Source organism: Caproiciproducens lactatisolvens, from assembly GCF_052443335.1.
Lineage (GTDB): Bacteria > Bacillota > Clostridia > Oscillospirales > Acutalibacteraceae > Caproiciproducens.
Map to the genome: position 1 here is coordinate 2814733 of NZ_CP195750.1, position 24381 is coordinate 2839113.

Here is a 24381-nt window from a genome sequence, read left to right on the forward strand (position 1 = left end):
CGATTATTATATCATAATTCCCATAAAAATGCCTCCGAACTTTTGGTCCGGAGGCATTGGTGATTTAGTACTTTTTACGGGGCACGTAGCTTGTGTGCAGAATTTCATGGGCCTTATGGCTGCCCGGCTTCTCAAAGAATTCCTCATAGACCATTTTGATGAGCGGGCTGTCATGGCTTTTGCGCAGGGGCAGGTTTCTGTCTTCCTCGTAAAGCGCCTTTGCCCTTTCCGCCTTCAGGTCGGTAAAGCTGCGGACGGCCGCGGGCTGAATCGGCTGGCCGCCGCCGTTGATGCAGCCGCCGGGGCAGCACATGATCTCGATGAAGTGATAGCCGCCTTCGCCGTTTTTGACCTTTTCAAGGACTTTGTTGGCATTGTTCAGTCCGCTGACCGCGGCGACCTTTACGTCCATGCCGCCGACATGATAAACAGCCTCTTTAATGCCATCCATTCCGCGCACCTCGGTATAGTCCACGGAATCCAGGCTTCTGCCCTCCAGCGTGTCGGCCGCCGTTCTGAGGGCGGCTTCCATCACGCCGCCGGTCGCGCCGAAAATCGCCGCGGCGCCGGTGGAAACGCCCAGCGCGGGGTCGAAATCCTCGTCCGGCAGACGGTTGAAGTTGATATGGGCCATATTGATCAGGTGCGCAAGCTCGCGGGTCGAAATCGCGATGTCGGTGTCGGGGATGCCCTCGCCGGCTCCGTTCTGATCCTCGCGCCGGACTTCAAATTTCTTCGCGACGCAGGGCATTACGCTGACAACCACGATCTTTTCCGGATCGATGTTGTTCTTCTGCGCGTAATACGTCTTGATGACCGCACCGGTCATCTGCTGCGGGGATTTGCAGGAGGAAACGTTGGGCAGCAGCTCCGGGTAATAGTATTCGCAGAATTTGATCCAGCCCGGCGAGCAGGAGGTGATCAGCGGCAGCGGGCCGCCGTTCTGTACACGCTCAAGCAGCTCGTTGGCCTCTTCCATGATGGTGAGGTCGGCGCCGAAATCCGTGTCAAACACTTTGTCAAAGCCCAGGCGGCGCAGAGCGGCAACCATTTTGCCCTTGACGTTGGTTCCGACCGGAAGGCCGAAGCACTCGCCGAGCGTCGCGCGGATGGCGGGCGCGGTCTGTACGACCACATACTTTTCCGGATCGTTCAGCGCGGCCATTACCTCGTCGCACTGGTCGCGCTCGGTCAAAGCGCCGGTCGGGCAGCTCACGATGCACTGGCCGCAGGAAACGCAGGGAACGTCGTTGAGCGGTTTTTCAAAGGAACAGGCGATATGCGTATCAAAGCCGCGGCAGTTCGGGCCGATGACGGCGACGTGCTGGTCCGCGCAGGCCGCCACGCAGCGGCGGCAGAGGATGCATTTCGAGTTGTCGCGGATCAGGTGCAGGGTCGACTCGTCCCTGGTCGCGTCGGGCCTGGCCCCGTCGAAACGGTCGGTCTGTTCCACGCCCAGCTCATTGCACAGGGTCTGGAATTCGCAGGTGCCGCTGCGCCTGCAGGCGAGGCAGTCCCTGTTGTGGACCGAAAGCAGCATTTCCAGCGTCATTTTTCTGGACCGCTGGACCTTGGCCGTATTGGTCTGAACCTCCATCCCCTCATTCACCGGATAAACGCAGGAAGCAACCAAAGAGCGCGCGCCCTTTACCTCTACCACGCACATACGGCAGGCACCGATCTCATTGATCCCTTTCAGGTAGCATAAGGTCGGAATATCAATCCCGGCGAGCCTTGCCGCCTCCAAAACCGTGGAATCAGCCGGCACTGAGAGGGGCATGCCGTTTATTTTTATATTGACCATGTTTTCCATTATGGCACACTCCTTTATTTCTTGATGATGGCGCTGAACTTGCATTTTTCCATGCAGGCGCCGCACTTGATGCATTTCTTGGTATCGATGACATGAGGAACCTTTACGCTGCCGGTGATCGCGCCGACGGGGCAGTTGCGCGCGCACAGCGTGCAGCCGCGGCATTTGTCCTCAAGGATGAAATAGTTGGTCAGCGCCTTGCAGACGCCGGCCGGGCAGCGGTGCTCGGTTACATGGGCGACGTACTCGTCGCGGAAGTAGCGCAGGGTGGAAAGCACCGGGTTCGGCGCGGTCTGGCCCAAAGCGCACAGGGAGTTTTCCTTCAGGTAGTAGCACAGCTCTTCCAGCCGGTCAAGGTCCTCCATGGCGCCGTTGCCGCTGGTGATCTTCTCCAGCACCTCGAGCAGGCGCCTGGTGCCGATCCGGCACGGCGTGCACTTGCCGCAGGATTCGTCCACAGTGAATTCCAGAAAGAATTTCGCGATATCGACCATACAGGTCGTGTCGTCCATCACGATCAGTCCGCCGGAACCCATCATGGCGCCGATGGACAGCAGGTTGTCGTAATCGATCGGAATGTCCAGATAAGAGGCCGGGATACAGCCGCCGGAGGGGCCGCCGGTCTGAGCGGCCTTAAAGGTATGTCCGTCCGGAACACCGCCGCCGATCTCCTCTACGATCTCGCGCAGGGTGGTGCCCATCGGCACTTCCACAAGGCCGGTGTGCTTGATTTTTCCGCCCAGAGCGAACACCTTGGTGCCCTTTGATTTTTCGGTGCCCATGGAGGCAAACCAGTCCGCACCCTTCAGAATGATCTGGGTGATGTTGGCGTAGGTCTCCACGTTATTGAGAATGGTCGGCTTCTGGAACAGGCCCTTGACCGCCGGGAACGGAGGACGCGGGCGCGGCTCGCCGCGCTTGCCCTCGATGGAGGTCATCAGAGCGGTTTCCTCGCCGCACACAAACGCGCCGGCGCCGAGGCGGAGCCCGATGTCGAAATCGAATCCCGTATTGAAAATGTTCTTGCCCAAAAGGCCGTATTCCCTCGCCTGATCGATGGCGATCTGCAGGCGCTTGACCGCGATGGGGTACTCGGCGCGGACATAAATATAGCCCTGGGACGAGCCGATTGCGTAACCGGCGATCGCCATGGCTTCCAATACGGTGTGCGGGTCGCCTTCCAGCACGGAGCGGTCCATAAACGCGCCCGGGTCGCCCTCGTCGGCGTTGCAGCAGACATATTTCTGATCCGCCTGATTTTTCGCGGCAAAGCTCCATTTCAGTCCGGTCGGGAAACCCGCGCCGCCGCGGCCGCGCAGGCCGGAAGCCTTCACCACGTCGACGACCTCTTCCGGGGTCATTTCCGTAAGAACCTTGCCCAGTGCGGTGTAACCGTCCACCGCTATGTACTCGTCGATGCACTCGGGATTGATGACGCCGCAGTTCCGGAGCGCGACGCGGTTCTGTTTTTCATAGAACGGCGTATGGTTCAGAGACTTGATGGTATTGTCGTCTACGATGGTCTCCTGATAAAGCAGACGTTTGACAATTCTGCCCTTTAAAAGATGTTCCTCCACAATTTCGGGGACATCCTCCGGAGTCACCCTGCTGTAAAAAGAACCTTCGGGATATACAATCATAATCGGGCCGAGGGCGCAGAGGCCAAAACAGCCGGTGCGGATCACATTGACCTCTTTGTCCAGTCCCCGGACCGCAATTTCTTCTTTGAGCTTTGAGATGATCAGCTCGCTGTTTGAGGAGGTACAACCGGTACCGCCGCAAACCAGTACATTGGAACGATACATGAATGCTGCCTCCTTTTTACGAATTGGCGCCTATGGTATACTCCGTTACCACATTGCCGTTTACCAGGTGGTCGTTCACCACGCGTACCGCCTTTTCAGGCGTCATTTTTACATAAGTCACTTTTTCCTGCCCGGGCGTCACAATTTCCACGACCGGCTCAAACTGGCAGATTCCGATACAGCCTGTCTGGGTGACCGTGACGTTGGCAAGACCGCGCTTAGCGACTTCTTCCACCATAGCGTTTAAAACCGGGCGCGCCCCGGCGGCGATTCCGCAGGTGGCCATTCCCACCAGAACGCGGATCGCGTTGTCGTTGTTTTCGCGGAGAATAACCTGACTGCGGGCTCTATCCCTGATCGCCTGAAGTTCCGCTAAAGACTTCATCTGTTGATTCCTCCTTAATGAATTGGGTTTCTTCACTGAGGCAGTTTTTGATCCACTGTATCACTTCCGGTGAATTCAGCCTGACCTCATTTCCTAACACCGCGCGCAGTTCGCGCGTATCAAGGGTAAATTCTCGGGAATCCATTTTGTGATGAAAGACAAAATTCCTGTCTTCGTTGCAGGTGATCAGCAGCAGCACCGTGGAATTGATATCCCCGAGCGGAATCATATCCACATGGGACGGCACAAAGACTGCGGTGATTGTGGTTCCCACGCCCTTTTGGGAAGCGACGCCGAGGCTTCCGCCCGTCATTTCGGCTTCCATTTTAAAGAGCGGCACTCCCATCCCGATTTTGCGGGTAGTGCGGGTGGTGAAAAACGGGTCCGTCACACGAGCCGCCTGTTCGGCGGTCATACCGGCACCGTCATCCGAAATCCGGATGGTCAGTCTGTCGGTCCTCGGTTCTTCACACACGTCGATCTCAATCAGCTTCGCACCTGCGGAAATTGAATTCTGTGCAATATCCATCACGTTTAAAGACAGTTCGCGCATCTTTATTCGTATTTTTCCAGTACCTGTTCCACTTCCTCCGGGGTCATGCGTCCGTAAACATCCCCGTTCACCGTCAGTACCGGAGCCAGACCGCAGGCACCCACGCAGCGGCAGGCAGTCAGCGAAAATTTACCGTCCGGAGTGCACTCCTCCGGCTGGATACCCAAAACGGAAGTCAATTTGTCCAGCACCGCCGCCGCCCCCTTGACGTAGCAGGCCGTCCCCAGGCAGATTGACACGTTGTATTTTCCTTTAGGGGTAAGCGAAAACTGGGAATAAAAGGTGGAAACACCATATACTTCTTCCAGCGGTACGCCCAGTCCCTCGGCAATGATGCTCTGCACCTCTGCCGGAAGGTAGCCATAAACCTCCTGTGCTTCCTGCAAAACAGGCAGTATGGCGCCTCTTTGCTGTTTGTGCCTTTCGATGATCCCGTCGAGCTTTTCCCGCTGCCCGGCGGTTCCCTGGAAAGGCAAGCTGCTGATACGTTTTTGCATTCTTGTTCCTCCTTGCGGTTTATCAATGCAGAAAAAATGTCGTGGCGGCAACAAAAGTTTCCTGCAATCCATTGTTCTTTAGTATAGCATACACCTCTGATAAAATCTATGATTTTTGTTCAATAAGTCACAAAAATTTATGAACATGCAGCATTATTTTAAGTAAAATTAAGTTAAAAACAGCCGGGCACTTTTCGGTGCTTCCGGCTGTTATCCTCTGTTCCATTCCGTTCGTATTTCTTTGTTCAGCGCCGCGATGAGACATTCCGGCGACTTTTCGGGGAGCAGCACCGACGCGGACGGGTCGGGCATATTTTCCAGATAATGGGCATCCGAATTTTTTAAAAGAATCAAATCTCTCAGCTCGGGGTTCCTGTGAAGAAGGACCTGCACGTCGCCTTTGGCGCTGATTTCCGCGGCGGTAAAATCCGCTTCCGGCGGAAGGGAGCCGAGGCTGGAAAGGACACTGTACGCGCTTTTGTCAACATGGGCGGGAAAGGCCGTCCCCCCGAAGCCGCGCGCCAGCCTGTACACATGGTTCACGCTGACGGAAACCGCGTTGAGCAGAAGGGTTTCTTCTTCCCCGACGACCGTATCCTGTTCGTCCATCACGGTCTGGCGGCCGAAAATTTCCGGCCTGTTCCGGATTTTAGGGATTTTCTGCGCTACATACCGGTCAAAATCAAGCGCTGCTTCCACCGTCGGGAACAGGCAGATCACGTGCGCCTCCTCCTGTGTGCAAAGCTCCATCCCCGGTACGACGGGCAGCCCGCGCGCCGCTCCGGCTTTGACCGCCGCGGGCACGTTCCGGCAGGAATTGTGGTCCGTCAGCGCGATGATATCATAGCCGAGCAGCAGCGCCATGTTGACAAGGTTGTTCGGCGTCATGTCTTCGCTGCCGCAGGGAGACAGGCACGAATGGAGATGCAGATCATAAAATACCCGTATCATCTGAGAAGCTCTGCGACTTTCAGGCCGAGCTCGTAGCTGTTCCGTTCGGACAAAAGCACCGGGAGGTCGAGCTGGCGCGCTTTTTCCAGCGCCTCCGCGTCAAACGGCGCGGAATCGGTCAGGATGATGCAGGCGGCGTCCTTCAGGGAGGCCACCGCCACCGCGTTGATGTTGCCCATGACCGTGAGCCACGCGGCGTTTTCGGGCAGCCGGGACATGACCCAGCTGAGCAGGTCGCCGGTATACCCCCCCGTTACCTCCCGGGAAAGGCTTTCCCGTCCCGATAAAATCTTCAGTGAAAGCTTTTCCGCAAGCTCTTTTACCGTCATGATTTTTTCTCCTCCTCGTCGCTCAGCAGCGGGAATGTTCCCATGGACGACAGGGCGTCGGCGACGTTTTTGATTTCCTTCCTCATGATGAAAATGCACTGGTTTTTCTTCGCAAATCCGCGGACAATGTCCTCCGCCAGCGCGCGGCAGGTCGGCGCGCCGCAGGAGCCGCAGTCCAGACCCGGCAGCTCCTCACAGATTTCATCGATTTCCGCCATCATCCTGAGCGCCTCGTTCATATCGTCGGAAAGCTTCAGCACGGGGGTGAACAGCAGGTTTTTCTGCCACTTCATGCCGCCCGGGATCCGCCCGTCGATATGGTTCTGCGAAACGGGCAGATACCGGCGCAGGCGCTGGAGCCTCGCTTTCGCGACATAGGCGTTTTCCACGCACAGCACGCCGCCGACGCAGCCGCCCGAGCAGGCGTTCAGCTCGATAAAGTTCAGCTCGCGGATCTTTTCGTCCTCCAGCTCCTCCAGCACGCGGATGACGTTTTCGATTCCGTCCGCGGCCAGATATTTGTCGTTGAGCAGCGCGGAGGACTCTCCCCCGCTGGAAGCCCAGCCGACGCCGATGATCCCCGAGCGGGCGAGGGGTTCCACAATTTTCAGGTTTTCCATCGCGGCGGCAAGCTTCGCGAAAATTTCGCTGATGGCGATCGCGCCGTCCACTTCGGATTTTTTACAGCTGATCGGCATCCGGATAGCCGTGACCTTGGCCGGACAGGGCGTGATGAAAAAAGCGCCGATCTGGCTGCGGGGCAGCCCGGTCTTTTTCATCGCCTCGCGTTTCGCGATGCGCGCGGCCGTCTCCATGGGCGAGTTGAGCTGGAGCACGTGGGAGCAGAGGTCGGGAAACCGCACGCGGATGAGCCTGACCACGGCGGGGCAGGCGGAGCTGATCACCGGTTTTTCCAGCTTCCCCTCCTGCATCAGCTTTCTGGTGACCTCGGAAACCAGTTCGGCGCTGCGCGAAACCTCAAACACCTCGTCGAACCCGATGTCCTTTAACCCGGTCAGGACGATGTCGATGTCGTCCAGATTGTTGAACTGGCCGTAAAGGGTCGGCGCGGGCAGGGCAATTTTGTATTTGAAATTCTGAATCATGTCGAGGCTGTCCGATTTTGCTTTTTTCGCGTGGTGCGGGCAGACCCGGATGCACTCGCCGCAGTCGATGCAGCGTTCCGAAATAATCCTGGCTTTGCCGCCGCGCACGCGGATAGCCTCCGTCGGGCAGCGTTTGATGCAGTTGGTACATCCCATGCATTTATCCTTGTCCAGCGTAACCGAATGGAAAAACTGGTTCATGATTCCCACCTCACTGTTTCTTCTTCGCAAGCACCGTCATGTGCAGGGTGGTCCCCTTGCCCACCTTTGTGTCAATTTCCATGGTATCGCTGCATTTTTTCATGTTGCTCATACCCATTCCGGCGCCGAAGCCCAGCGCGCGCACATTGTCGGGCGCGGTGGAGTAGCCCTCGCGCATGGCAAGGCCAACGTCCCTGATGCCGGGGCCGTGATCGGCAAGGATCATCTCTATTTTTTCCGGGCTGATCTCCACATGCGCCTTCCCGCCCCCCGCGTGGATCACCATGTTGATTTCCCCTTCATACATGGCGATGGCGACGCGGCGGATGGCGTCCGGGTCGTACCCGATCTGTTTCAGCTTATGTTTCACGTCGCTCGACGCTTCGCCCGCGCGGGTGAAATCATCCCCCGGCACAATGTAATCGAAAGAAAGGGTGTTGTTCAACTTTTACAGCCCCCACTTAAACCATTTGTATACAGCAGGCCGCAGGCAGTAAACATTCTGTGCTGTGTTTTGAGCAGGGTGATCTCCTTTTGCCGGGCAAGCTCGACGACGTCCGGCGCCGGCTGTTTTCCGCGGACAAAAACGACACAGCGCATATCCATCATCTCGGCGGTGCGGATGGCCTGGGGATTGTTCAGCCCGGTCAAAAGCACCGACTGGTCCTTGACGAACGCCAGCACATCGCTCATCATATCGCTTCCGCAGGCTGTTTTCACTTCCGCATTCAGATCTCCCGCCGTAATGATTTCCGCGTCCAGAATGGAAACCATATCGTTTACCGTCATTCGAATCACTCCCGAAAATTGATTTTATGTACAATAATTTCTGTCTCTCCATCTGATTTATAGATATATTATAGCATAAATCATCCATTTGGCAACAAAAGAATCCGCTGCCCGCAAACCCAGGCGCAGCGCGGGTTTATTTAATTTCTACACATCATTGACTTCAACTAACTAAAGCGATATAATTATTAATTATATCTACCATATGGCAGAACGCCATAAATTTTTAGATGGAGGTTGCGCTTAAAATGAAACGTGTCTACAACTTTTCCGCAGGTCCCTCAATGCTGCCCGAACCTGTACTGCGCCGTGCGGCTGCAGAAATGCTGGATTATGAGGGCAGTGGGCAATCCGTGATGGAAATGTCCCATCGATCTAAAATCTACGAGGGAATCATCTGTTCCGCGGAAAGTTTGCTTCGTGAAGTAATGAACATTCCCGGCAATTACAAAGTCCTCTTTTTACAGGGCGGTGCTTCCTCCCAATTCGCAATGGTCCCGATGAACCTGATGACCAAAAGCAACAAGGCCGACTTTGTCCTGACCGGCCAGTGGGCGACAAAAGCGTATCAGGAGGCGGCCCGCTACGGTGCGGCCAACGTGGTCGCTTCTTCCAAGGATAAAACCTTCAGCTACATCCCCGAACTGAATCCGGACACCTTTACAAAGGACGCCGATTATTTTCATATCTGCCTGAACAACACGATTTACGGAACAAAATTTCATCAGCTGCCGGAAACCGGAAACGTTCCCCTGGTCGCGGACATTTCCTCCTGCATCCTGAGCGAACCGATCGACGTGAGCAAATTCGCGCTGCTTTACGCCGGCGCGCAGAAAAACATGGCCCCGGCGGGCCTGACCGTGGTGATCATCCGCGAGGACCTGATCGGCCGCGCCATGGACATTACCCCGACCATGTTCAACTACAAAACCCACGCGGACAACGGCTCCATGTTCAACACGCCGCCGTGCTACTGCATCTATCTGTGCATGCTGGTGCTCGACTGGATCAAAAACACCGTCGGCGGGCTGGACGAAATGAAGAAGATCAATGAGAAAAAAGCGGGAATGCTTTACGATTTTCTGGACAGCTCAAAGCTGTTTCGGGGAACCGTCGCCGCGAAGGACCGCTCCCTGATGAATATTCCGTTTATCACCGGCAGCGACGAACTGGACGCAAAATTCGTCAAGGAAGCCGCCGCACACGACTTTGTCAATATCAAGGGGCACCGCTCCGTCGGCGGAATGCGCGCCTCGATTTACAACGCAATGCCTGTTGAGGGCGTCGAAAAGCTGGTCCGGTTCATGGGCGAGTTTGAAAAGAACAACCTGTGAAGCGCTTCAAGCTTTCAAAATACGAAATGTAGGTGAACAGATATGTATCAGATAAAATGCCTGAATAAGATTTCGGAGGTCGGCACCGGCCGCTTTGATGAAAACTACTGCTGCGGCGAAGCCGTGGAAAACCCGGACGCCATTTTGGTGCGCTCCGCTTCCATGCACGACATGGAGCTTCCGAAAAGCCTGCTCGCCATCGCGAGGGCGGGCGCGGGCGTCAACAATATCCCGCTGGACAAGTGCAGCGAGCGGGGCATTGTTGTGTTCAACACGCCCGGTGCAAACGCAAACGCGGTCAAAGAGCTTGTGCTGGCCGGACTGCTTCTCTCCTCCCGCAGGATCTTCCCCGCCATCGAGTGGGCCAAAACGCTGAAGGGCAAGGGCGACGAAGTGGGAAAGCTGGTCGAAAAAGGAAAGGGCGCGTTTGTCGGCCCTGAAATCGGCGGAAAAACACTCGGCGTCGTGGGCCTCGGGGCAATCGGCATTCTGGTTGCCAACGCGGCCAAAGGCCTCGGCATGGAGGTTTACGGCTACGACCCCTACCTTTCCGTGGACGCGGCCTGGGGCCTTTCCCGCTCCATCCGGCACGCCCGCACCCTTGACGAAATTTACACCTCCTGTGACTATATCACGGTGCACGTCCCGCTGACGCCGGACACAAAAGGCATGATCAACGCGGAATCCATTGCGAAGATGAAGGACGGCGTACGGCTTCTGAACTTTGCGCGCGGGGACCTTGTGGTGTCTCCGGACATCCTTTCCGCCCTGGAATCCGGCAAAGTCTCGGCTTACGCGACCGACTTCCCGAGCGACGACATGCTCGGCGCAGACGGCGTGATCGCCATCCCCCATCTTGGCGCTTCCACTCCGGAATCGGAGGACAACTGCGCGCGCATGGCCGCCGGAGAGCTGATGGAATATCTGCAGAACGGCAATATCAAAAACTCCGTAAATATGCCCGCGGTCTCCATGCCGCGCGACTGTTCCTCCTGCTCCATCCGCATCTGCATCCTGCACCGCAACATTCCGAACACCATCAGCCGCCTCTCCGGCGCGCTGGCGGAAAGCGGCATCAACATTGAAAACATGCAGAGCAAATCCAAAAAAGATTATGCTTATACCATCCTCGACGTAACCGGGGACGTAAAAGAGACCACCGCCGAACACATCGAGAATTTCCCCGAGATCATCCGGGTAAGGATTCTTCGCGAAAGCTGATGATATTCCACTCCCCCTCCGATGCATTTTTTATGAAACTCCTTCAGTCAGGCTGCGCCTGCCAGCTCCCTCGAAGAGGGAGCCAAAAAAGGAGAAGCGACTTTATCAACAGACTGAAAGGACCGCTGAGATTTCTCAGCGGTCCTTCTTCGTCTATTTTGTTCTCACCGGTTATCCACCGCGATTTTCCCGCGGGCGACCACCATTTTAATATTCAATTCCGAGTCCAGCACAACCAGGTCGGCGTACTTGCCCGCTTTGATGCTTCCGATCTTATCTTCTTCATGGATTTCCCGCGCGGGGTTCAGGGTAGCCGCCTGAACGGCCTGCAGGAAGGGGATGCCGAAACCGACCAGATTTTTGAGCTCCTGATGAAGGTTCGTGGTGGAGCCCGCCAGAGTACCGTCTTCCAGCCTGGCCGCGCCGTCTTTCACATAAACCGTCTGCCCGCCGAGGTCGGACACCCCGTCCGGCTGTCCCGCCGCGCGCATGGAATCGCTGATGACGACAACGCGGTCTTTCCCGAGGATTCCGAACGTGATGCGAAGCACCGCAGGGTCAATATGCAGACCGTCGCAGATGATCTCCGCGGTGACGCGGCCGTCGTCGAACACGGCGCCGACCACACCCGGCTCCCGGTGGGTCAGACCCGGCATGGCGTTGTAAAGGTGGGTAACGTGCGAAACGCCCAGCTCAAACGCGCGCCTCGCGGCCGCGTAGTCCGCGGTCGTATGGGCGATGGACACGGTGCAGAGCCCGGAAGCCCCGCGGATGAATTCCTCCGCGCCGGGACACTCGGGGGCAATATCCACCAACTTGATGATCCCGCCGTATGTATCGTAAAGGTTTTTGAACTCTGTAAAGTCAGGGTTCTTTACATGCTCGCCCGCCTGCGCGCCCTTGCGGTGGATGGAAATATAGGGCCCTTCCATATTGACGCCGGCAATTGCCGCGCCCTCGGGCGGATGAACCATGCATTCCCGGACGCTTTTTAGCGCGCGGGCAATCCCCTCGTGGGAAACGGTCATCGTAGTCGGGCAGAAGGAAGTGACGCCCTCCCGCACCAGCTTCTTACACATTTTCGCAAGGCCCGCAGGATCCGCGTCACAGGTGTCCGCGCCCACGCACCCGTGGATATGGATATCCACAAAGCCCGGCACAATCACGCATCCGGAAAAATCATACTCCTCTTTTCCGGAAAGGCCCGGCCCGATGGAAGAAATTTTGTCCCCCTCCAACGCAAGATCGGCATTGCACAAATGAAAACTGTCGTCCACAATTTTCGCATTTTTCAGAATCATCGTATTACACCTCTGCTGTATTTATTTTCCGGCCTGTTGGCGAAAAAAATATTCTATCCTTTATCTGTATTATAAACCGAAAAAATATTTTATTCAAGGTGTTTTATAAGAACAAAAGAGCCGCCGCAAAGCGGCCTCAGCGAAAAACAGTGCACAAAAAACACGTCTTGATTGAGCTTTTAAAGCCGCTTCAAGACGTATTTTCTTACGTTTCAGGCTATTGATCTGTGCCATTTGCTATCGCAAATTCGTTTTGCAATAGCCCGTTTTGAGTTCAACTCCCTCAGTCAGGCTGCGCCTGCCATCCCCCTCTGGGAGAGGGCCGAAAAGAAGCTGCGCGGGCTTTACGAGATGCTGACGACACAGAGCTTTTGGCCCGTTTGGCCGAGAAGGGAAGCATAAATTCCCGACTGCTGGCCGGACTTGCCGATTGCGGTAATCTTGTAGAAGAAATCGTCGCCCGTGTGGCGCAGAAGCGTCACCTGGAACACACCGCTGGTACCCGTGTTGAAGTTGATGGAAGAAGCGCCGGGGGCTGTGATTCTGAACTGATAGGACGCGTTCTTCGCAATGCTGAAATTGGAGTTGGTGTCGGATTTCAGGGCAGCCGTTGCCGACGCGCCGACCGTAACGACACAGACTTTTCTCCCTGCCCCGTCGGCTCCCGTCATATAGAAGCCCGAGGACTGGCCCGGCTGGCCGATCGCGGTGATCTTATAGAAAACGCTGTTGCCTTCGGTCTTCACCTTCTCGGTCTTGAACACGTTGTTGGAACCCGGGTTAAAGCTGACCGCGTCGCTGATTTTGAAGGTATAGCTTGCACCCTGCTTCACGGTGAAGTCATTGTTGGTGTCGGATTTCGGCTCAGGAGCCGCGCCGACCGTGACAACGCAAACCTTTTTCGGCGTCTGGCCCGCGCCCGCCATGTAGAAGCCGGCGGACTGGCCTGCCTTGCCAATCGGGGTAATCTTATAGAATACGCTGCTGCCTTCGGTTTTCACTTTCTCGGTTTTGAAGACGCTGTCGGAGCCGGGGTAGAAGCTGGCCGCGTTGCTGATCTTGAAGGTGTAGCTTGCGCCCTGCTTCACGGTAAAGTCGTAGTTGGTGTCCGACGTCGGATCCACCGCCGCTGCGATGGTGACGACGCAGACCTTCTTCGACTGGCCTTTTGCCGCCATATAGAAACCGGCGGCCTGGCCCGGCTGGCCGATCGGGGTGATTTTGTAGTCGGTGTAATTGTCTTTGCTTCCTGCCTTTTCAACCTTAAAGACTCCGCTGGAGCCCGGGAAAAAGCTGTCCGCGTTGCTGATTCTGAAGGTATAGCTCTGGCCAACCTTCACGGAAAAATCGGAATTGGTATCCGATTTCGGCTCGTTATCGCCCGGCTTGGCTGTAACGGTGCCTAACGGGTATGTATAGTCGCTGGCGTATTCGCTGTCCGGGAATGTAACGGACAGCTTGGTCTCTCCGCCGGTCGCGCTGACGGCCGTCACCTTGTAGTAATAATGGATGCCGTCCTTTTTCTCCAACTGTACGGAAACGATTCCGTCCGTATCCGCTGCGACCACCGGTACTCCGCCGCCCATGACGGAAAGGTCGTAGGTGTGGGACTGTCCCTGCTCCAGCGTGACGTTCTCTTCATCTTCCGTGGAAACAACCGGGAAATCGTCGTCCTCATTGGCAGTCACGTAGAAGGACGCCGTTTCTCCGCTGAAGCTGACGGTAATCAGGGTGGTCCCGGGCTCCAGCGCTTTTACCTTGTAGGTGTACTGGCTGCCGGTCTTTCCCAGAGGAGTGATCTCAACCGCACCTTCTCTGCTGGTCGTGATGCTGTGCTCAATATCGGGCAGATTGCAGGTAACCACAAAGGTGTATTCGTCGTTCACATTGCAGATGTATTGGCCGGAAGTATCAATATGCAGGATTTCGTTCTCAATCACGCTCACTGCGCAGAGCTTCTGGGGAACGAATCCGACCGCGCCCGTGTAGAGATTCGCGGTTGTCCCGGCGTCGCCCACGGCGTCCACACGGTAATAATAATCGCCGTTCTCCTCATCGTAATCCATCAGCTCCGGATGCAGGACATCCTCGTTGTCACTTGCCAGATAGGGAAAGGAAAAGGTATCGTTGTCCTCGTAATGCAGCTTAATAATGTTGCTGCTTCCCTTTGCAAGGGAATAATCCCCTTCCACATCCGTGGTAAGCGTGTAAGGGAGTTCTCCGGTACCTTCAACCTTCAGCGTTTTGCTGACCGTTGTGCCGTCGGAAGCCGTAAAGGTCAGCGTCGCTTCGCCGTTGCCCATGGCCCCGACATCGAAATAATAGGTTCCGTTCTCCACATCCTCCAGGAAGACATCGACTACGGACGGATCGCTGGATTCTCCGGTAAGCGTCAGCGCAGGATCGCTGACGGTCGCCTCCATCCCGTAATACATGGAATTGAGATCCAATGTTTCCAATTCGTTGAAATCGTCTGAGAAGGTAATTTGTGTCTCTTCTTCCGCCGCAAAAGCCGCCGTATTTCCGAATACCGAAAACACAAGCGTAAGCGCCAGAATCATGCTGAACACCTGCAAGGTTTTTTTCATGGTTCTTTCCCTTTCATTCTGTAAATTTTTTGCCCAATGTTGGTATTTCTGACTTCCATATTGTATAGGAGTCCGGATACAAAATAAAATGAAAAGAAGAATAATTCTATATTGTAATTATTCCCAGTTTTTATGCCGGTTTTATCCGATAAAATCCCCATGTGCTTCCTGAAAAAACACCAGTATTTATTAAGTTTTTTGCCAGATTTAAGAAGACGCCGTCTGCCCTCCCCCTGCGGGGGCCGGCGGCTGTCGTCTCCCCTTCTTTTTAGCTCCCTTTTTTGGGAGGGTGAGGATTTGGCCCCCTCCTTGAGGGGGCTGGCGGGCATAGCCTGACTGGGGGAGTCCCCCTGCAGCTTGCGGACTCCCTTCGACGCGCCGAGCGCGGACCATGCGGTCGGCACTCGCCCCTACGGCGGCGCTTCCAGTCAGTTTACGTTAAATCGAAGCCTGATGCTCCGAAACTCCTTCCGGCGCGCTGAACGCGGACCATGCGGTCGGCACGCGCCTACGGCGGCACTTCCAGTCAGCTTACGTTAAATCGAAGCCTGATGCTCCGAAACTCCTTCCGGCGCGCCGAGCGCGCCACCTCCCTCTATGAGGGAGGCTGAGGTTTGGCTTGACTGAAAGGAGTTATAGACCGAACCAAAAAAGGCCGCCGCAGAAGCGGCAGCCTTGATCCATAAACAACGAAGTTAAATCAGCTCGATAATTCCCATCTCGGCGGCGTCGCCGCGGCGGGGGCCAAGCTTGCTGATGCGCGTATAACCGCCGTTGCGGTCGGCATACTTCGGAGCAATCTCATTGAACAGTTTATTCGCAACGTCTTCCTTTGTAACAAAGGCCAGAACGAGACGTTTGTTGTGCAGATTGTTTTCCTTCGCAATCGTTATCATTTTCTCGGTCATGGAGCGGACCTCCTTGGCGCGAGTCACTGTGGTTTCGATTTTGCCATTCTCTAAAAGAAAGGTAACCATCGCCCTTAGCATGGCGGTTCTGTGGTCAGTGTCTCTTCCGAGCTTTCTGGTTCCGGGCATCGAAATATCACTCCTTTACCTTAGGTTGTTTGCGCAATTATTCGTCATCCTTGCGCAGATTAAAACCGAGAGAGGCCATCTTCCAGACAACCTCCTCAAGGGATTTGCGTCCGAGGTTGCGCACCTTCATCATATCCTCCTCGGATTTATTGATGAGGTCTTCAACCGTATTGATACCGGCACGCTTCAGGCAGTTGAAGGAACGGACCGAAAGGTCGAGCTCCTCAATTGTCATTTCCAGCACCTTTTCCTTGCCCTTGTCGTCCTTTTCGACCATGATCTCCGTGCTGCTGCCCTTGTCGGACAGGTCAACAAACAGATTCAGATGCTCGGTGAGGACTTTCGCGGCCAAAGAAACCGCTTCCTGCGCGCCGATGGTTCCGTTCGTCCAAACTTCGAGTGTGAGCTTGTCAAAGTCGATGCTCTGCCCCACACGGGTTGGCTCCACATTATAATTCACCTTATAAACAGGAGTATAGATGGAATCAACCGGAAGCTCCCCGATCACATTGGCGTTCATGTTTTGCTTGTTGCGCTCGGCAGATACATATCCGCGCCCCTTATCCAGGGTCAATTCCATATACAGTTTTGCTCCGTCACCCAAGGTCGCGATGTGCATCTCCGGGTTCAGGATTTCAACCTCGCTGTCGCACTTGATAGAGTCGGCCGTTACATTGCACGGACCCTCCGCAGCGATTTCCACTGTCTTCGGTCCATCGCAATGGAGCTTGGCGGTCAATCCCTTGATGTTAAGCACGATCTCAGTGACGTCCTCTTTCACTCCGGGTATGGTTGAAAACTCATGAAGAACGCCGTCTATTTTGATAGACGTGACTGCAACACCCGGCAGCGAAGATAAAAGAACACGCCTCAGGCTGTTACCCAGGGTTGTGCCAAAGCCACGCTCAAGCGGTTCCACAACAAATTTGCCATAGGTTCCGTCATTACTTAAAACTTCTGTCTCTATTTTTGGCTTCTCAATCTCGATCATTAGCGACCCTCCTTGACATATAGCGGATTAATTTATCAGCCATGATGTTTTTTATGCTGTCATAAAACGGCATTACTTGGAGTACAACTCAACGATGAGAGTCTCATCGACTGCAAGGTCAATATCCTCACGGGTTGGTAATGCAATGATCTTGCCTTCCAGAGTATCACGATTGATGTCAAGCCACTTCGAAACCGGACGTGCCGAGTTCGCTTCAATGACAGCCTTGATTTTTTCGCTCTGACGGCTCTTGTCTTTAATGGAGATCACTTCGCCCGGCTTTGTCAGGTAGGAAGGAATATCCACTCTTTTGCCGTCCACAGTAAAGTGCCCGTGGACCACCAGCTGGCGGGCTTCCGCTCTGGAGTTGCCCCAGCCCAAACGGTAAACCACGTTGTCGAGACGGGATTCCAAAATTGCGAGCAGTTCGTCGCCGGTCTTTCCTTCTTTGCGTGTTGCAAGGTCGTAGTAGCCCCTGAACTGGGACTCCAGTACACCATAGTAACGTTTTGTCATCTGTTTTGCGCGCAGCTGAAGGCCATACTCAGAGGTCTTTTTGCGGCCCTGACCGTGCTGGCCCGGAGCATATGCCCGGCGGGTTACCCCGCATTTATCCGTGTAGCATCTTGCGCCCTTCAGGAAAAGCTTCTGGCCTTCCCGGCGGCAAAGCTTGCACACAGCGTCTGTATATCTTGCCATATTATGGTTGCACCTCCTATATCGGTTTTGTTACTATACGCGTCTTCTCTTCGGAGGACGGCATCCGTTGTGCGGAATCGGAGTAACGTCTTTGATCATGCTGACTTCAAGGCCTGCGCCCTGAAGTGCGCGGATAGCCGCCTCGCGGCCCGCGCCCGGTCCCTTTACAAAAACCTCAACCGTTTTCATACCGTGCTCCATCGCTGCTTTCGCGGCGGTTTCGGCGGCGGTCTGAGCGGCGAAAGGAGTGGACTTTCTGGAACCTCTGAACCCTAATTCACCCGAACTTGCCCACGAAACCGCGTTGCCCTGCGTATCCGTAATGGTAACGATCGTGTTGTTGAAGGTGGACTGGATATGAGCGGCTCCGCGATCTATATTTTTACGCTCACGGCGTCTGCGAACTGCGGTGCCTTTTTTAGCTGCGCCTTTCTGTGCTGCCATCTTTTGAATCCCTCCCTATTACTTCTTCTTGTTGGCCATGGTCTTTCTGGGACCTTTGCGTGTACGCGCATTGGTTTTGGAACGCTGGCCTCTTACCGGCAGGCCCTTGCGGTGACGGACACCACGGTAGCAGCCGATTTCAATCAGTCTCTTAATGTCAAATGCTACGTCGCGGCGAAGATCGCCTTCAACGCGGCAGTGATGGTCGATATACTCTCTGAGCTTTGCCGCATCATCTTCTGTTAAATCCCTTACACGGATGTCCGGGTCGACGCCTGTTTCTGCACAAATATCCGTTGCAGTCTTGCGGCCGATACCGAAAATATAGGTAAGAGCAATTTCGATGCGCTTATCTCTGGGCAGATCAATACCTGCTATACGCGCCATACTGGTTGCACCTCCACTGTTAATAGGTTTGCGCCAAATTAGCCCTGGCGCTGCTTATGCTTCGGGTTTTCACAGATTACCATGACTTTACCCTTGCGTTTAATAATTTTGCATTTTTCACAAATTTTCTTGACAGAAGGTCTTACTTTCATTTGTGCGCCCTCCCTTAGCGAGTGTTTGTTTTACTTTGAACGCCACGTAATACGTCCGCGCGTCAGATCGTAAGGCGACAGTTCGATTGTGACCTTATCCCCCGGCAGGATGCGGATGAAATTCATCCTGAGCTTGCCGGAAATGTGCGCGAGTATTGTATGGTGGTTTGGAAGCTCTACCATAAACATTGCGTTAGGCAGCGCCTCGGTAACGATTCCTTCAGTTTCAATTACGTCCTGTTTCGACATTACTTACCCTCCTCTTGTGGAAAACGGCCCCCGGCGTTGAACTCCCTGAGGGCACCTCGTATTTCACGGTTGGTCTGCATTGAACCTTCGGCCAATACGGTTCTGGTCGGACAAAGGTGTTTCAGCTTTTTCCTTTTCGGGTGGTCAAGGCTGCGGCGCCTTCCGTCGCAGATCAGTGCGAACCCGGCGTCTGCCTCAAGCACCGTGAAAAAGCCGTCCTTGTCGTGTCCCGCGGCCGACCGGACAACCAGTCCTCTGACAAAGTCCATTGGTTACCCCCTTAATCCGGCTGTGTTAAAATGACCGGGCCGTCCGGAGTAATGGCAATGGAATGTTCGAAATGCGCGGAAAGCTTGCCGTCCGCGGTTACGGTCGTCCAACCGTCCGCAAGGGTTTTGACTTCCTTTACACCCTGGTTAATCATCGGTTCAATTGCAATGGTCATGCCTGGCAACAGTCGCACGCCCCTGCCGGGTGTGCCGTAATTGGGAACACTGGGGTCTTCGTGCATCTTCGCACCTACTCCGTGGCCGACAAAATCCCGTACCACCGAGTAACCGCGAGCTTCGGCATACCGCTGGACCGCGCTGCCGACATCGCCGATCCGATGACCGGCTGTTGCGGCTTTAATGCCTTCAAACAGGCTTTCGCGTGTTGCATCCATAAGGGCCTGCGCTTCATGGCTTACGTCGCCGCATGGGAAAGTCCACGCGTTGTCTCCGACAAAGCCCTCGAAAGTCGCGCCTATGTCAATGCTGACAATGTCACCCTGCCTGATAATCGTGCCCTTATGTGGTATGCCATGGATAACCACGTCATTTACGGAAATACATGCGCTTGCCGGGAAGCCGCCATACCCGAGGAACGTGGGCTTTGCGCCCTGTTCCTCAATGTATCGGCGGACGGCACGGTCGATTTCCCAGGTGGAAACACCGGGTTCGACCATTTCGCCGGCCAGCTTTAATGCTCTTGAAGATACCCTGCCTGCATTCCTCATAAAGCTGAGTTCGCGGCTGGTTTTAAGCACTATCATGATTACGCCTCTAATGCGGCAAGAATCAGTTTTGTGGTGTGCTCGACATCCTCTTGCCCTTCTACTGTGCAAAGCTTGCCCTGTTTCAGATAGTAATCTTTAAGGGGCTCGGTTTGCTCGTGATATACATTTAAGCGCTCTTTGACCGTATCCGGGTGGTCGTCCTTGCGCTGAATTAGGGTGCCGCCGCATTTGCTGCAGACGCCCTCCACCTCCGGCTTTTTGTAAAGCAGGTGGTAGCTGGCCCCGCAGTTTTCGCAGACACGGCGTCCGGACATACGCTGCACGATCGTCTCGTCGGAAACCTCAAGGTTGAGGGCCCTGTCGATGCGAACGCCCATTTTGTCCAGAGCCTCGGCCTGGGGAATCGTGCGCGGGAACCCGTCCAGAACGAATCCGTTTTTGCAGTCGTCATTGGCCAGACGCTCTTTGATAATGCCGATGACAACCTCGTCGGGAACAAGCCTGCCCGCGTCCACAAAGGACTTGGCGCGAACTCCCATCTCAGTGCCGCTCTTCAGCGCTTCACGGATAATATTACCCGTGGATATTGCAGGAATGTTATAACGCGAGCAGATGACTTCTGCCTGCGTGCCTTTACCGGCGCCGGGGGCGCCGAGAAGGATCAGATTCATATTCTCTCACTCCTTATCAATCAAGGAAGCCTTTGTAATGGCGCATCATCATCTGCGACTCCATCTGCTTCACGGTTTCCAGCGCGACACCAACCAAAATCAGGATGGAGGTTCCGCCGATCGACATGTTGTGCATGCCGGTAGCGGCGCCGAAGCCGATGGGCAGCAGAGCGATAACCGCAAGGAACAGCGCCCCGATTAAAGTGATCTTAGAAAGAATCTTCGCGATAAAGTCAGAAGTGGGTTTGCCCGGACGAATGCCGGGAATCGTGCCATTGTTCTGACGAAGATTATTGGCCATCTCTATCGGATTATACTGAATTGTCACGTAGAAATAGGCAAACATGATAATCAGCAGGAAATACATCAGCGAATAGATCCATCCGGTAGAGGAGAAAGCTTCGAAAAAGCCCTTCCAGAATCCGGTTGTCACCTTGTTGCCAAGGAACAGCTGGATCGTACTTGGAATCGAGAGAATGGAACTTGCGAAAATAATCGGCATAACGCCGGACATGGCAACCTTAATCGGAATATGGCTGCTCTGGCCGCCGTACATCTTCCTTCCGACCATACGCTTGGCGTACTGTACGGGAATGCGGCGCTCCGAGTCATTCATAAACACAATGACCCAGATGACCACAAGGAAGATCAGCACAAACAGCGGAACGAAGAAATAGTACTTGCCGTAGGTGGACGCGTCCTCATTGGCGGCCTGCAGATACTGTCCCAGCAAGCTGATCGTGTGCGGCATTCTCGCCACAATACCGGAAAACAGCAAAATGGAAATACCGTTTCCAATGCCCTTCTGGTTGATCTGTTCGCCCAGCCACATCATCAGCGCGGTACCTGCGGTAAACGCCAGGATGATGACAAAAGCGGCGAACACCTGCTCCCAGCCCTTGGTGTATTTCGCGATCGGAACACCCTGATAGGAGCTGTTGCGCAGATAGAAGAAATAAGCGGTGCCCTGAATCAAGCCAAGGCCGACGGTGACGTAGCGGGTCATGGTGCCGATCTTCTTGCGGCCCTCTTCGCCTTCTTTTGCCAGTCTTTCCAGCGCCGGAATAGCAACTGTCAGAAGCTGCATAATAATGGAGCTGTTGATGTAGGGCGTAACGCTCATTGCAAACAGAGTACCGTTTGCAAAAGCGCCGCCGGAGAGCATATCAAGGTAGCTCAGTGCCGAACCGGTCTTGTCGACCGTGGTCATCAGCCCCTTCAATGCGGTGACATTGAGGAACGGGACAGGAATGACCGCACCGAAGCGGAAAACCATGATGATAAGCAGTGTAAACAGGATCTTTTTGCGGAGATCCGGGATGGACCAGGCATTCTTTATTGTTTGAAACAACTTAGATCACCTCTGCCTTCCCACCCGCGGTTTCTATCTTTTGCTTCGCAGCCTCGGAATAAGCAGTAACCTTTACTGTTAATTTTTTTGTCAGATTGCCGTTGGCAAGGATCTTCACCCCGTCACAGCAGGTCTTTACAATGCCCGCGTCGATCAGCGCCTGGGTGTCCACCACAGAGCCGTCTTCGAACTTGTCGAGTGTGCCTACGTTGACAGAAACGATGGTTTTAGCAAAAACATTGTTAAAACCTCTTTTCGGAATACGTCTCTGTAAAGGCATCTGACCGCCTTCAAATCCGGGACGCATGCCTCTGCCCGCTCTGGCCTTTTGACCCTTGTGGCCCTTGCCGGCAGTTTTTCCCTGACCTGAACCGTGTCCTCTGCCGATACGCTTCGGCTCTTTGGTGGAACCGGGTACAGCAGTTAGTTCATGCAACTTCATTTACTCGCACCTCCTTGCTTACGCTTTACTTACCTCGATGAGGTGGATTATCTTGGCCACCTTGCCTTTGGTCTGTTCATTTTCAGGCTGAACGGAAGTGTCGCCGATCTTAAAGAGACCAAGAGCCCGGGCGGTTGCAATCTGGTCCTTTTTGCTGCCGATAAGACTTTTTATCAGCTTTACTTTCAGCTGTGCCATCTTGCTACCCCCTTATTAAAGAATATCTTTTACCGACTTGCCGCGTGTTGCAGCGACTTCACCGGCAGTACGCAGCTTGGACATGCCGTCCAAGGTTGCTCTGACTACATTACACGGATTGTTGGAACGCAGGGCCTTTGTTCTGATGTCCCTGATTCCGATCGCTTCTACGACCGCACGGACCGGGCCGCCGGCAATGACACCGGTACCGGGGGCGGCAGGCTTCATCAGGACTCTGCCGGCGCCGTACGCGCCGATGATTTCGTGCGGGATGGTGGAGCCGCGCATGGCAACCTTGATCAGGTTCTTTTTCGCGTCTTCAATCCCCTTGCGGATCGCGTCGGGAACTTCGCCCGACTTTCCGATGCCGAAACCGACTGTGCCGTTTCCGTCGCCAACTACCACAAGAGCTGCGAACTTGAAGATACGGCCGCCTTTTACGGTCTTGGATACACGATTAATAGCAACTACATGTTCTTTGAGTTCCATAGACGTTGCGTCAATTCTAGCCAAAAGTATTCCTCCTTCTTAGAACTTGAGGCCGCCCTCACGGGCGCCTTCGGCCAGCTCTTTGACGCGGCCGTGGAAAATATAGCCGCCGCGGTCAAATACGACCTCGGTGATGCCTTTTTCGGCGGCACGTTTGGCAATAAGCTCGCCAACTTTGCGTGCGGCGTCCTTGTTTCCGCCATTACCATTGAAATCCTTGTCCAGTGTGGAAGCTGCTGCAAGAGTAACTCCCTCTACATCGTCGATAATCTGGGCGTAGATATTGGTGGTAGAGCGAAATACATTCAGGCGTGGGCACTCTGCTGTGCCGGAAATTTTACCGCGCACCCTGCGGTGACGGTTAAGCCTGGCTCTGTTTGTGTCAGTCTTATTCACCATTTGTTATTCACTCCTTACTTACTTCTTAGCGCCCTTACCGGCCTTGCCTTCCTTATGGCGGACAAATTCACCGGTATAACGGATACCCTTGCCCTTGTACGGCTCAGGCGGACGTTTCTCGCGCACTTCCGCGGCAAACTGACCAACCTGCTGCTTATCCGGGCCCGAGATCACGATTTTGTTTGCGGCTGGGCACTCGATGGAAATGCCATCGATCTCAGGGACGATCACCTGATGAGAATAACCGAGATTCATCACAAGGTTCTTGCCCTGCTTCTGCACACGGTAGCCGACGCCCAAAACGTCAAGCTCCTTTTTGAATCCGTCCGTTACGCCGACGACCATGTTGTGGATCAGCGTGCGGGTCAGACCGTGCAGTGACCTGTTTTCTTTTTCGTCGTTGGGACGGGTGACGAGCACCTCGCTGCCCTCCACAGAAACGCTCATGTTGTGATGAATTTTCTGGGTCAGCGTACCCTTCGGTCCCTTGACGGTGACAACGTTGCCGTCAGCCTTTACGGTGACGCCAGCGGGAATATTTATGGGTTTTCTTCCAATTCGCGACATTACTGCACCCCCTTGTTACCAGATAAATGCGAGAACCTCTCCGCCTACATTCTCTTTGCGGGCCTGACGGTCGGTCATGACGCCCTTCGAAGTAGAAATGACAGCGATGCCCAGGCCCTTCATGACCTTCGGCAGATCCTCTGCGTTGGAATAGATACGAAGGCCTGGCTTACTGACTCTGCGCAGACCGTTGATGGCGGGAGCCTTGTTCTCGCCGTATTTGAGATTTACCTTGATAATGCCCTGTTTGCCGTCCTCTGTTACCGTATAATTCTTTACATAGCCCTCGTCAACAAGAATTTGCACAATGGCCTTTTTCATGTTGGAAGCGGGAATGTCAACCGAATCGTGCTTTGCAGAAACTGCATTGCGAATACGGGTGAGCAAATCAGCAATTGTATCTGTAATTTGCATACCGTTACCTCCTTTGCTAAG

General features: G+C 54.6%; 31 protein-coding genes. 2 read left to right on the plus strand and 29 right to left on the minus strand.

Annotated features, from left to right (window positions below; translation table 11 throughout):
- Positions 1 to 64: 64 nt before the first annotated feature.
- The 10 genes from ACRQV7_RS13810 to ACRQV7_RS13855 form a co-directional block, all read right to left on the minus strand.
- On the minus strand, positions 65 to 1813 hold the full coding sequence (locus ACRQV7_RS13810; RefSeq protein ID WP_444658634.1) for an NADH-dependent [FeFe] hydrogenase, group A6: 1749 nt from the start codon (positions 1811 to 1813) through the stop codon (positions 65 to 67).
- Between the two features lie 14 nt (positions 1814 to 1827).
- On the minus strand, positions 1828 to 3618 hold the full coding sequence (nuoF, locus tag ACRQV7_RS13815) for an NADH-quinone oxidoreductase subunit NuoF (RefSeq protein ID WP_444658636.1): 1791 nt from the start codon (positions 3616 to 3618) through the stop codon (positions 1828 to 1830).
- 16 nt (positions 3619 to 3634) lie between these two features.
- A complete protein-coding gene (locus ACRQV7_RS13820) occupies positions 3635 to 4003 on the minus strand; it encodes a (2Fe-2S) ferredoxin domain-containing protein (protein WP_275713419.1) in 369 nt (122 codons plus the stop codon).
- Positions 3966 to 4556 (minus strand): ATP-binding protein, encoded by a 591-nt coding sequence (locus ACRQV7_RS13825; RefSeq protein ID WP_444658637.1) that lies wholly within the window; start codon positions 4554 to 4556, stop codon positions 3966 to 3968. The genes ACRQV7_RS13820 and ACRQV7_RS13825 overlap by 38 nt, the downstream gene beginning before the upstream one ends.
- Before the next feature lie 2 nt (positions 4557 to 4558).
- Positions 4559 to 5053 (minus strand): NADH-quinone oxidoreductase subunit NuoE family protein, encoded by a 495-nt coding sequence (locus ACRQV7_RS13830; protein ID WP_444658639.1) that lies wholly within the window; start codon positions 5051 to 5053, stop codon positions 4559 to 4561.
- A gap of 210 nt (positions 5054 to 5263) precedes the next feature.
- On the minus strand, positions 5264 to 6004 hold the full coding sequence (locus ACRQV7_RS13835; protein ID WP_444658640.1) for a PHP domain-containing protein: 741 nt from the start codon (positions 6002 to 6004) through the stop codon (positions 5264 to 5266).
- Positions 6001 to 6333: a DRTGG domain-containing protein gene (locus ACRQV7_RS13840; protein ID WP_444658641.1), complete on the minus strand. Its 333-nt coding sequence runs from the start codon at positions 6331 to 6333 to the stop codon at positions 6001 to 6003. The genes ACRQV7_RS13835 and ACRQV7_RS13840 overlap by 4 nt, the downstream gene beginning before the upstream one ends.
- The gene (locus tag ACRQV7_RS13845; protein ID WP_444658643.1) at positions 6330 to 7640 is read right to left on the minus strand and encodes a [Fe-Fe] hydrogenase large subunit C-terminal domain-containing protein; all 1311 of its coding nucleotides are present in this window, start codon (positions 7638 to 7640) and stop codon (positions 6330 to 6332) included. Before ACRQV7_RS13845 ends, ACRQV7_RS13840 begins: the two co-directional genes overlap by 4 nt.
- A gap of 10 nt (positions 7641 to 7650) precedes the next feature.
- On the minus strand, positions 7651 to 8085 hold the full coding sequence (locus ACRQV7_RS13850; RefSeq protein ID WP_444658645.1) for an ATP-binding protein: 435 nt from the start codon (positions 8083 to 8085) through the stop codon (positions 7651 to 7653).
- On the minus strand, positions 8082 to 8429 hold the full coding sequence (locus tag ACRQV7_RS13855) for a DRTGG domain-containing protein (protein ID WP_275713409.1): 348 nt from the start codon (positions 8427 to 8429) through the stop codon (positions 8082 to 8084). The genes ACRQV7_RS13850 and ACRQV7_RS13855 overlap by 4 nt, the downstream gene beginning before the upstream one ends.
- A 248-nt stretch (positions 8430 to 8677) precedes the next feature.
- Here ACRQV7_RS13855 and serC point away from each other — a divergent pair, with 248 nt between their 5' ends.
- Entirely contained in the window at positions 8678 to 9763 is a 1086-nt protein-coding gene (gene serC, locus ACRQV7_RS13860) for a 3-phosphoserine/phosphohydroxythreonine transaminase (RefSeq protein WP_444658646.1), read from the plus strand.
- A gap of 42 nt (positions 9764 to 9805) precedes the next feature.
- A complete protein-coding gene (locus tag ACRQV7_RS13865; RefSeq protein ID WP_444658648.1) occupies positions 9806 to 10984 on the plus strand; it encodes a phosphoglycerate dehydrogenase in 1179 nt (392 codons plus the stop codon).
- Positions 10985 to 11148: 164 nt separating this feature from the next.
- Here the strand turns inward: ACRQV7_RS13865 and nagA are convergent, their stop codons facing one another.
- The 19 genes from nagA to rpsH form a co-directional block, all read right to left on the minus strand.
- Positions 11149 to 12285, minus strand: a complete 1137-nt coding sequence (gene nagA / locus ACRQV7_RS13870; protein ID WP_444658650.1) for an N-acetylglucosamine-6-phosphate deacetylase — start codon at positions 12283 to 12285, stop codon at positions 11149 to 11151.
- Between the two features lie 344 nt (positions 12286 to 12629).
- Positions 12630 to 14873 carry a hypothetical protein gene (locus ACRQV7_RS13875; protein WP_444658651.1) on the minus strand — a complete coding sequence of 748 codons (2244 nt, stop codon included), beginning with the start codon at positions 14871 to 14873 and terminating at the stop codon, positions 12630 to 12632.
- A gap of 695 nt (positions 14874 to 15568) precedes the next feature.
- Complete coding sequence (gene rplQ / locus ACRQV7_RS13880) at positions 15569 to 15910, minus strand: 50S ribosomal protein L17 (protein WP_219964951.1); 342 nt, start codon at positions 15908 to 15910, stop codon at positions 15569 to 15571.
- Between the two features lie 37 nt (positions 15911 to 15947).
- Positions 15948 to 16901, minus strand: a complete 954-nt coding sequence (locus tag ACRQV7_RS13885; protein WP_038325904.1) for a DNA-directed RNA polymerase subunit alpha — start codon at positions 16899 to 16901, stop codon at positions 15948 to 15950.
- A gap of 72 nt (positions 16902 to 16973) precedes the next feature.
- Positions 16974 to 17600 carry a 30S ribosomal protein S4 gene (gene rpsD, locus ACRQV7_RS13890; RefSeq protein ID WP_038325905.1) on the minus strand — a complete coding sequence of 209 codons (627 nt, stop codon included), beginning with the start codon at positions 17598 to 17600 and terminating at the stop codon, positions 16974 to 16976.
- A 33-nt stretch (positions 17601 to 17633) separates the two neighbouring features.
- Positions 17634 to 18044 carry a 30S ribosomal protein S11 gene (rpsK, locus tag ACRQV7_RS13895; protein WP_275713401.1) on the minus strand — a complete coding sequence of 137 codons (411 nt, stop codon included), beginning with the start codon at positions 18042 to 18044 and terminating at the stop codon, positions 17634 to 17636.
- Positions 18045 to 18062: 18 nt separating this feature from the next.
- On the minus strand, positions 18063 to 18431 hold the full coding sequence (rpsM, locus tag ACRQV7_RS13900) for a 30S ribosomal protein S13 (RefSeq protein ID WP_038325907.1): 369 nt from the start codon (positions 18429 to 18431) through the stop codon (positions 18063 to 18065).
- Between the two features lie 38 nt (positions 18432 to 18469).
- Positions 18470 to 18583: a 50S ribosomal protein L36 gene (gene rpmJ, locus ACRQV7_RS13905; RefSeq protein WP_022174947.1), complete on the minus strand. Its 114-nt coding sequence runs from the start codon at positions 18581 to 18583 to the stop codon at positions 18470 to 18472.
- Between the two features lie 30 nt (positions 18584 to 18613).
- Positions 18614 to 18832, minus strand: a complete 219-nt coding sequence (gene infA / locus ACRQV7_RS13910; protein ID WP_038325909.1) for a translation initiation factor IF-1 — start codon at positions 18830 to 18832, stop codon at positions 18614 to 18616.
- On the minus strand, positions 18832 to 19101 hold the full coding sequence (locus ACRQV7_RS13915; protein WP_444658654.1) for a KOW domain-containing RNA-binding protein: 270 nt from the start codon (positions 19099 to 19101) through the stop codon (positions 18832 to 18834). Before ACRQV7_RS13915 ends, infA begins: the two co-directional genes overlap by 1 nt.
- Before the next feature lie 11 nt (positions 19102 to 19112).
- Positions 19113 to 19865 (minus strand): type I methionyl aminopeptidase, encoded by a 753-nt coding sequence (gene map, locus ACRQV7_RS13920; protein WP_275713393.1) that lies wholly within the window; start codon positions 19863 to 19865, stop codon positions 19113 to 19115.
- Positions 19866 to 19867: 2 nt separating this feature from the next.
- Complete coding sequence (locus tag ACRQV7_RS13925; RefSeq protein ID WP_444658655.1) at positions 19868 to 20500, minus strand: adenylate kinase; 633 nt, start codon at positions 20498 to 20500, stop codon at positions 19868 to 19870.
- Between the two features lie 16 nt (positions 20501 to 20516).
- On the minus strand, positions 20517 to 21851 hold the full coding sequence (gene secY, locus ACRQV7_RS13930) for a preprotein translocase subunit SecY (protein WP_275713389.1): 1335 nt from the start codon (positions 21849 to 21851) through the stop codon (positions 20517 to 20519).
- A 1-nt stretch (position 21852) separates the two neighbouring features.
- Entirely contained in the window at positions 21853 to 22293 is a 441-nt protein-coding gene (gene rplO, locus ACRQV7_RS13935; protein ID WP_038325915.1) for a 50S ribosomal protein L15, read from the minus strand.
- A gap of 18 nt (positions 22294 to 22311) precedes the next feature.
- Positions 22312 to 22491: a 50S ribosomal protein L30 gene (rpmD, locus tag ACRQV7_RS13940; protein WP_275713388.1), complete on the minus strand. Its 180-nt coding sequence runs from the start codon at positions 22489 to 22491 to the stop codon at positions 22312 to 22314.
- A 15-nt stretch (positions 22492 to 22506) separates the two neighbouring features.
- Positions 22507 to 23004 (minus strand): 30S ribosomal protein S5, encoded by a 498-nt coding sequence (gene rpsE, locus ACRQV7_RS13945; RefSeq protein ID WP_038325917.1) that lies wholly within the window; start codon positions 23002 to 23004, stop codon positions 22507 to 22509.
- A gap of 15 nt (positions 23005 to 23019) precedes the next feature.
- Positions 23020 to 23379: a 50S ribosomal protein L18 gene (gene rplR, locus ACRQV7_RS13950; protein WP_275713386.1), complete on the minus strand. Its 360-nt coding sequence runs from the start codon at positions 23377 to 23379 to the stop codon at positions 23020 to 23022.
- 18 nt (positions 23380 to 23397) lie between these two features.
- Positions 23398 to 23946, minus strand: coding sequence for a 50S ribosomal protein L6 (gene rplF / locus ACRQV7_RS13955; protein WP_275713385.1), 549 nt, complete (start codon positions 23944 to 23946; stop codon positions 23398 to 23400).
- A gap of 15 nt (positions 23947 to 23961) precedes the next feature.
- Positions 23962 to 24360 (minus strand): 30S ribosomal protein S8, encoded by a 399-nt coding sequence (rpsH, locus tag ACRQV7_RS13960; protein WP_275713384.1) that lies wholly within the window; start codon positions 24358 to 24360, stop codon positions 23962 to 23964.
- Between the last annotated feature and the right edge of the window lie 21 nt (positions 24361 to 24381).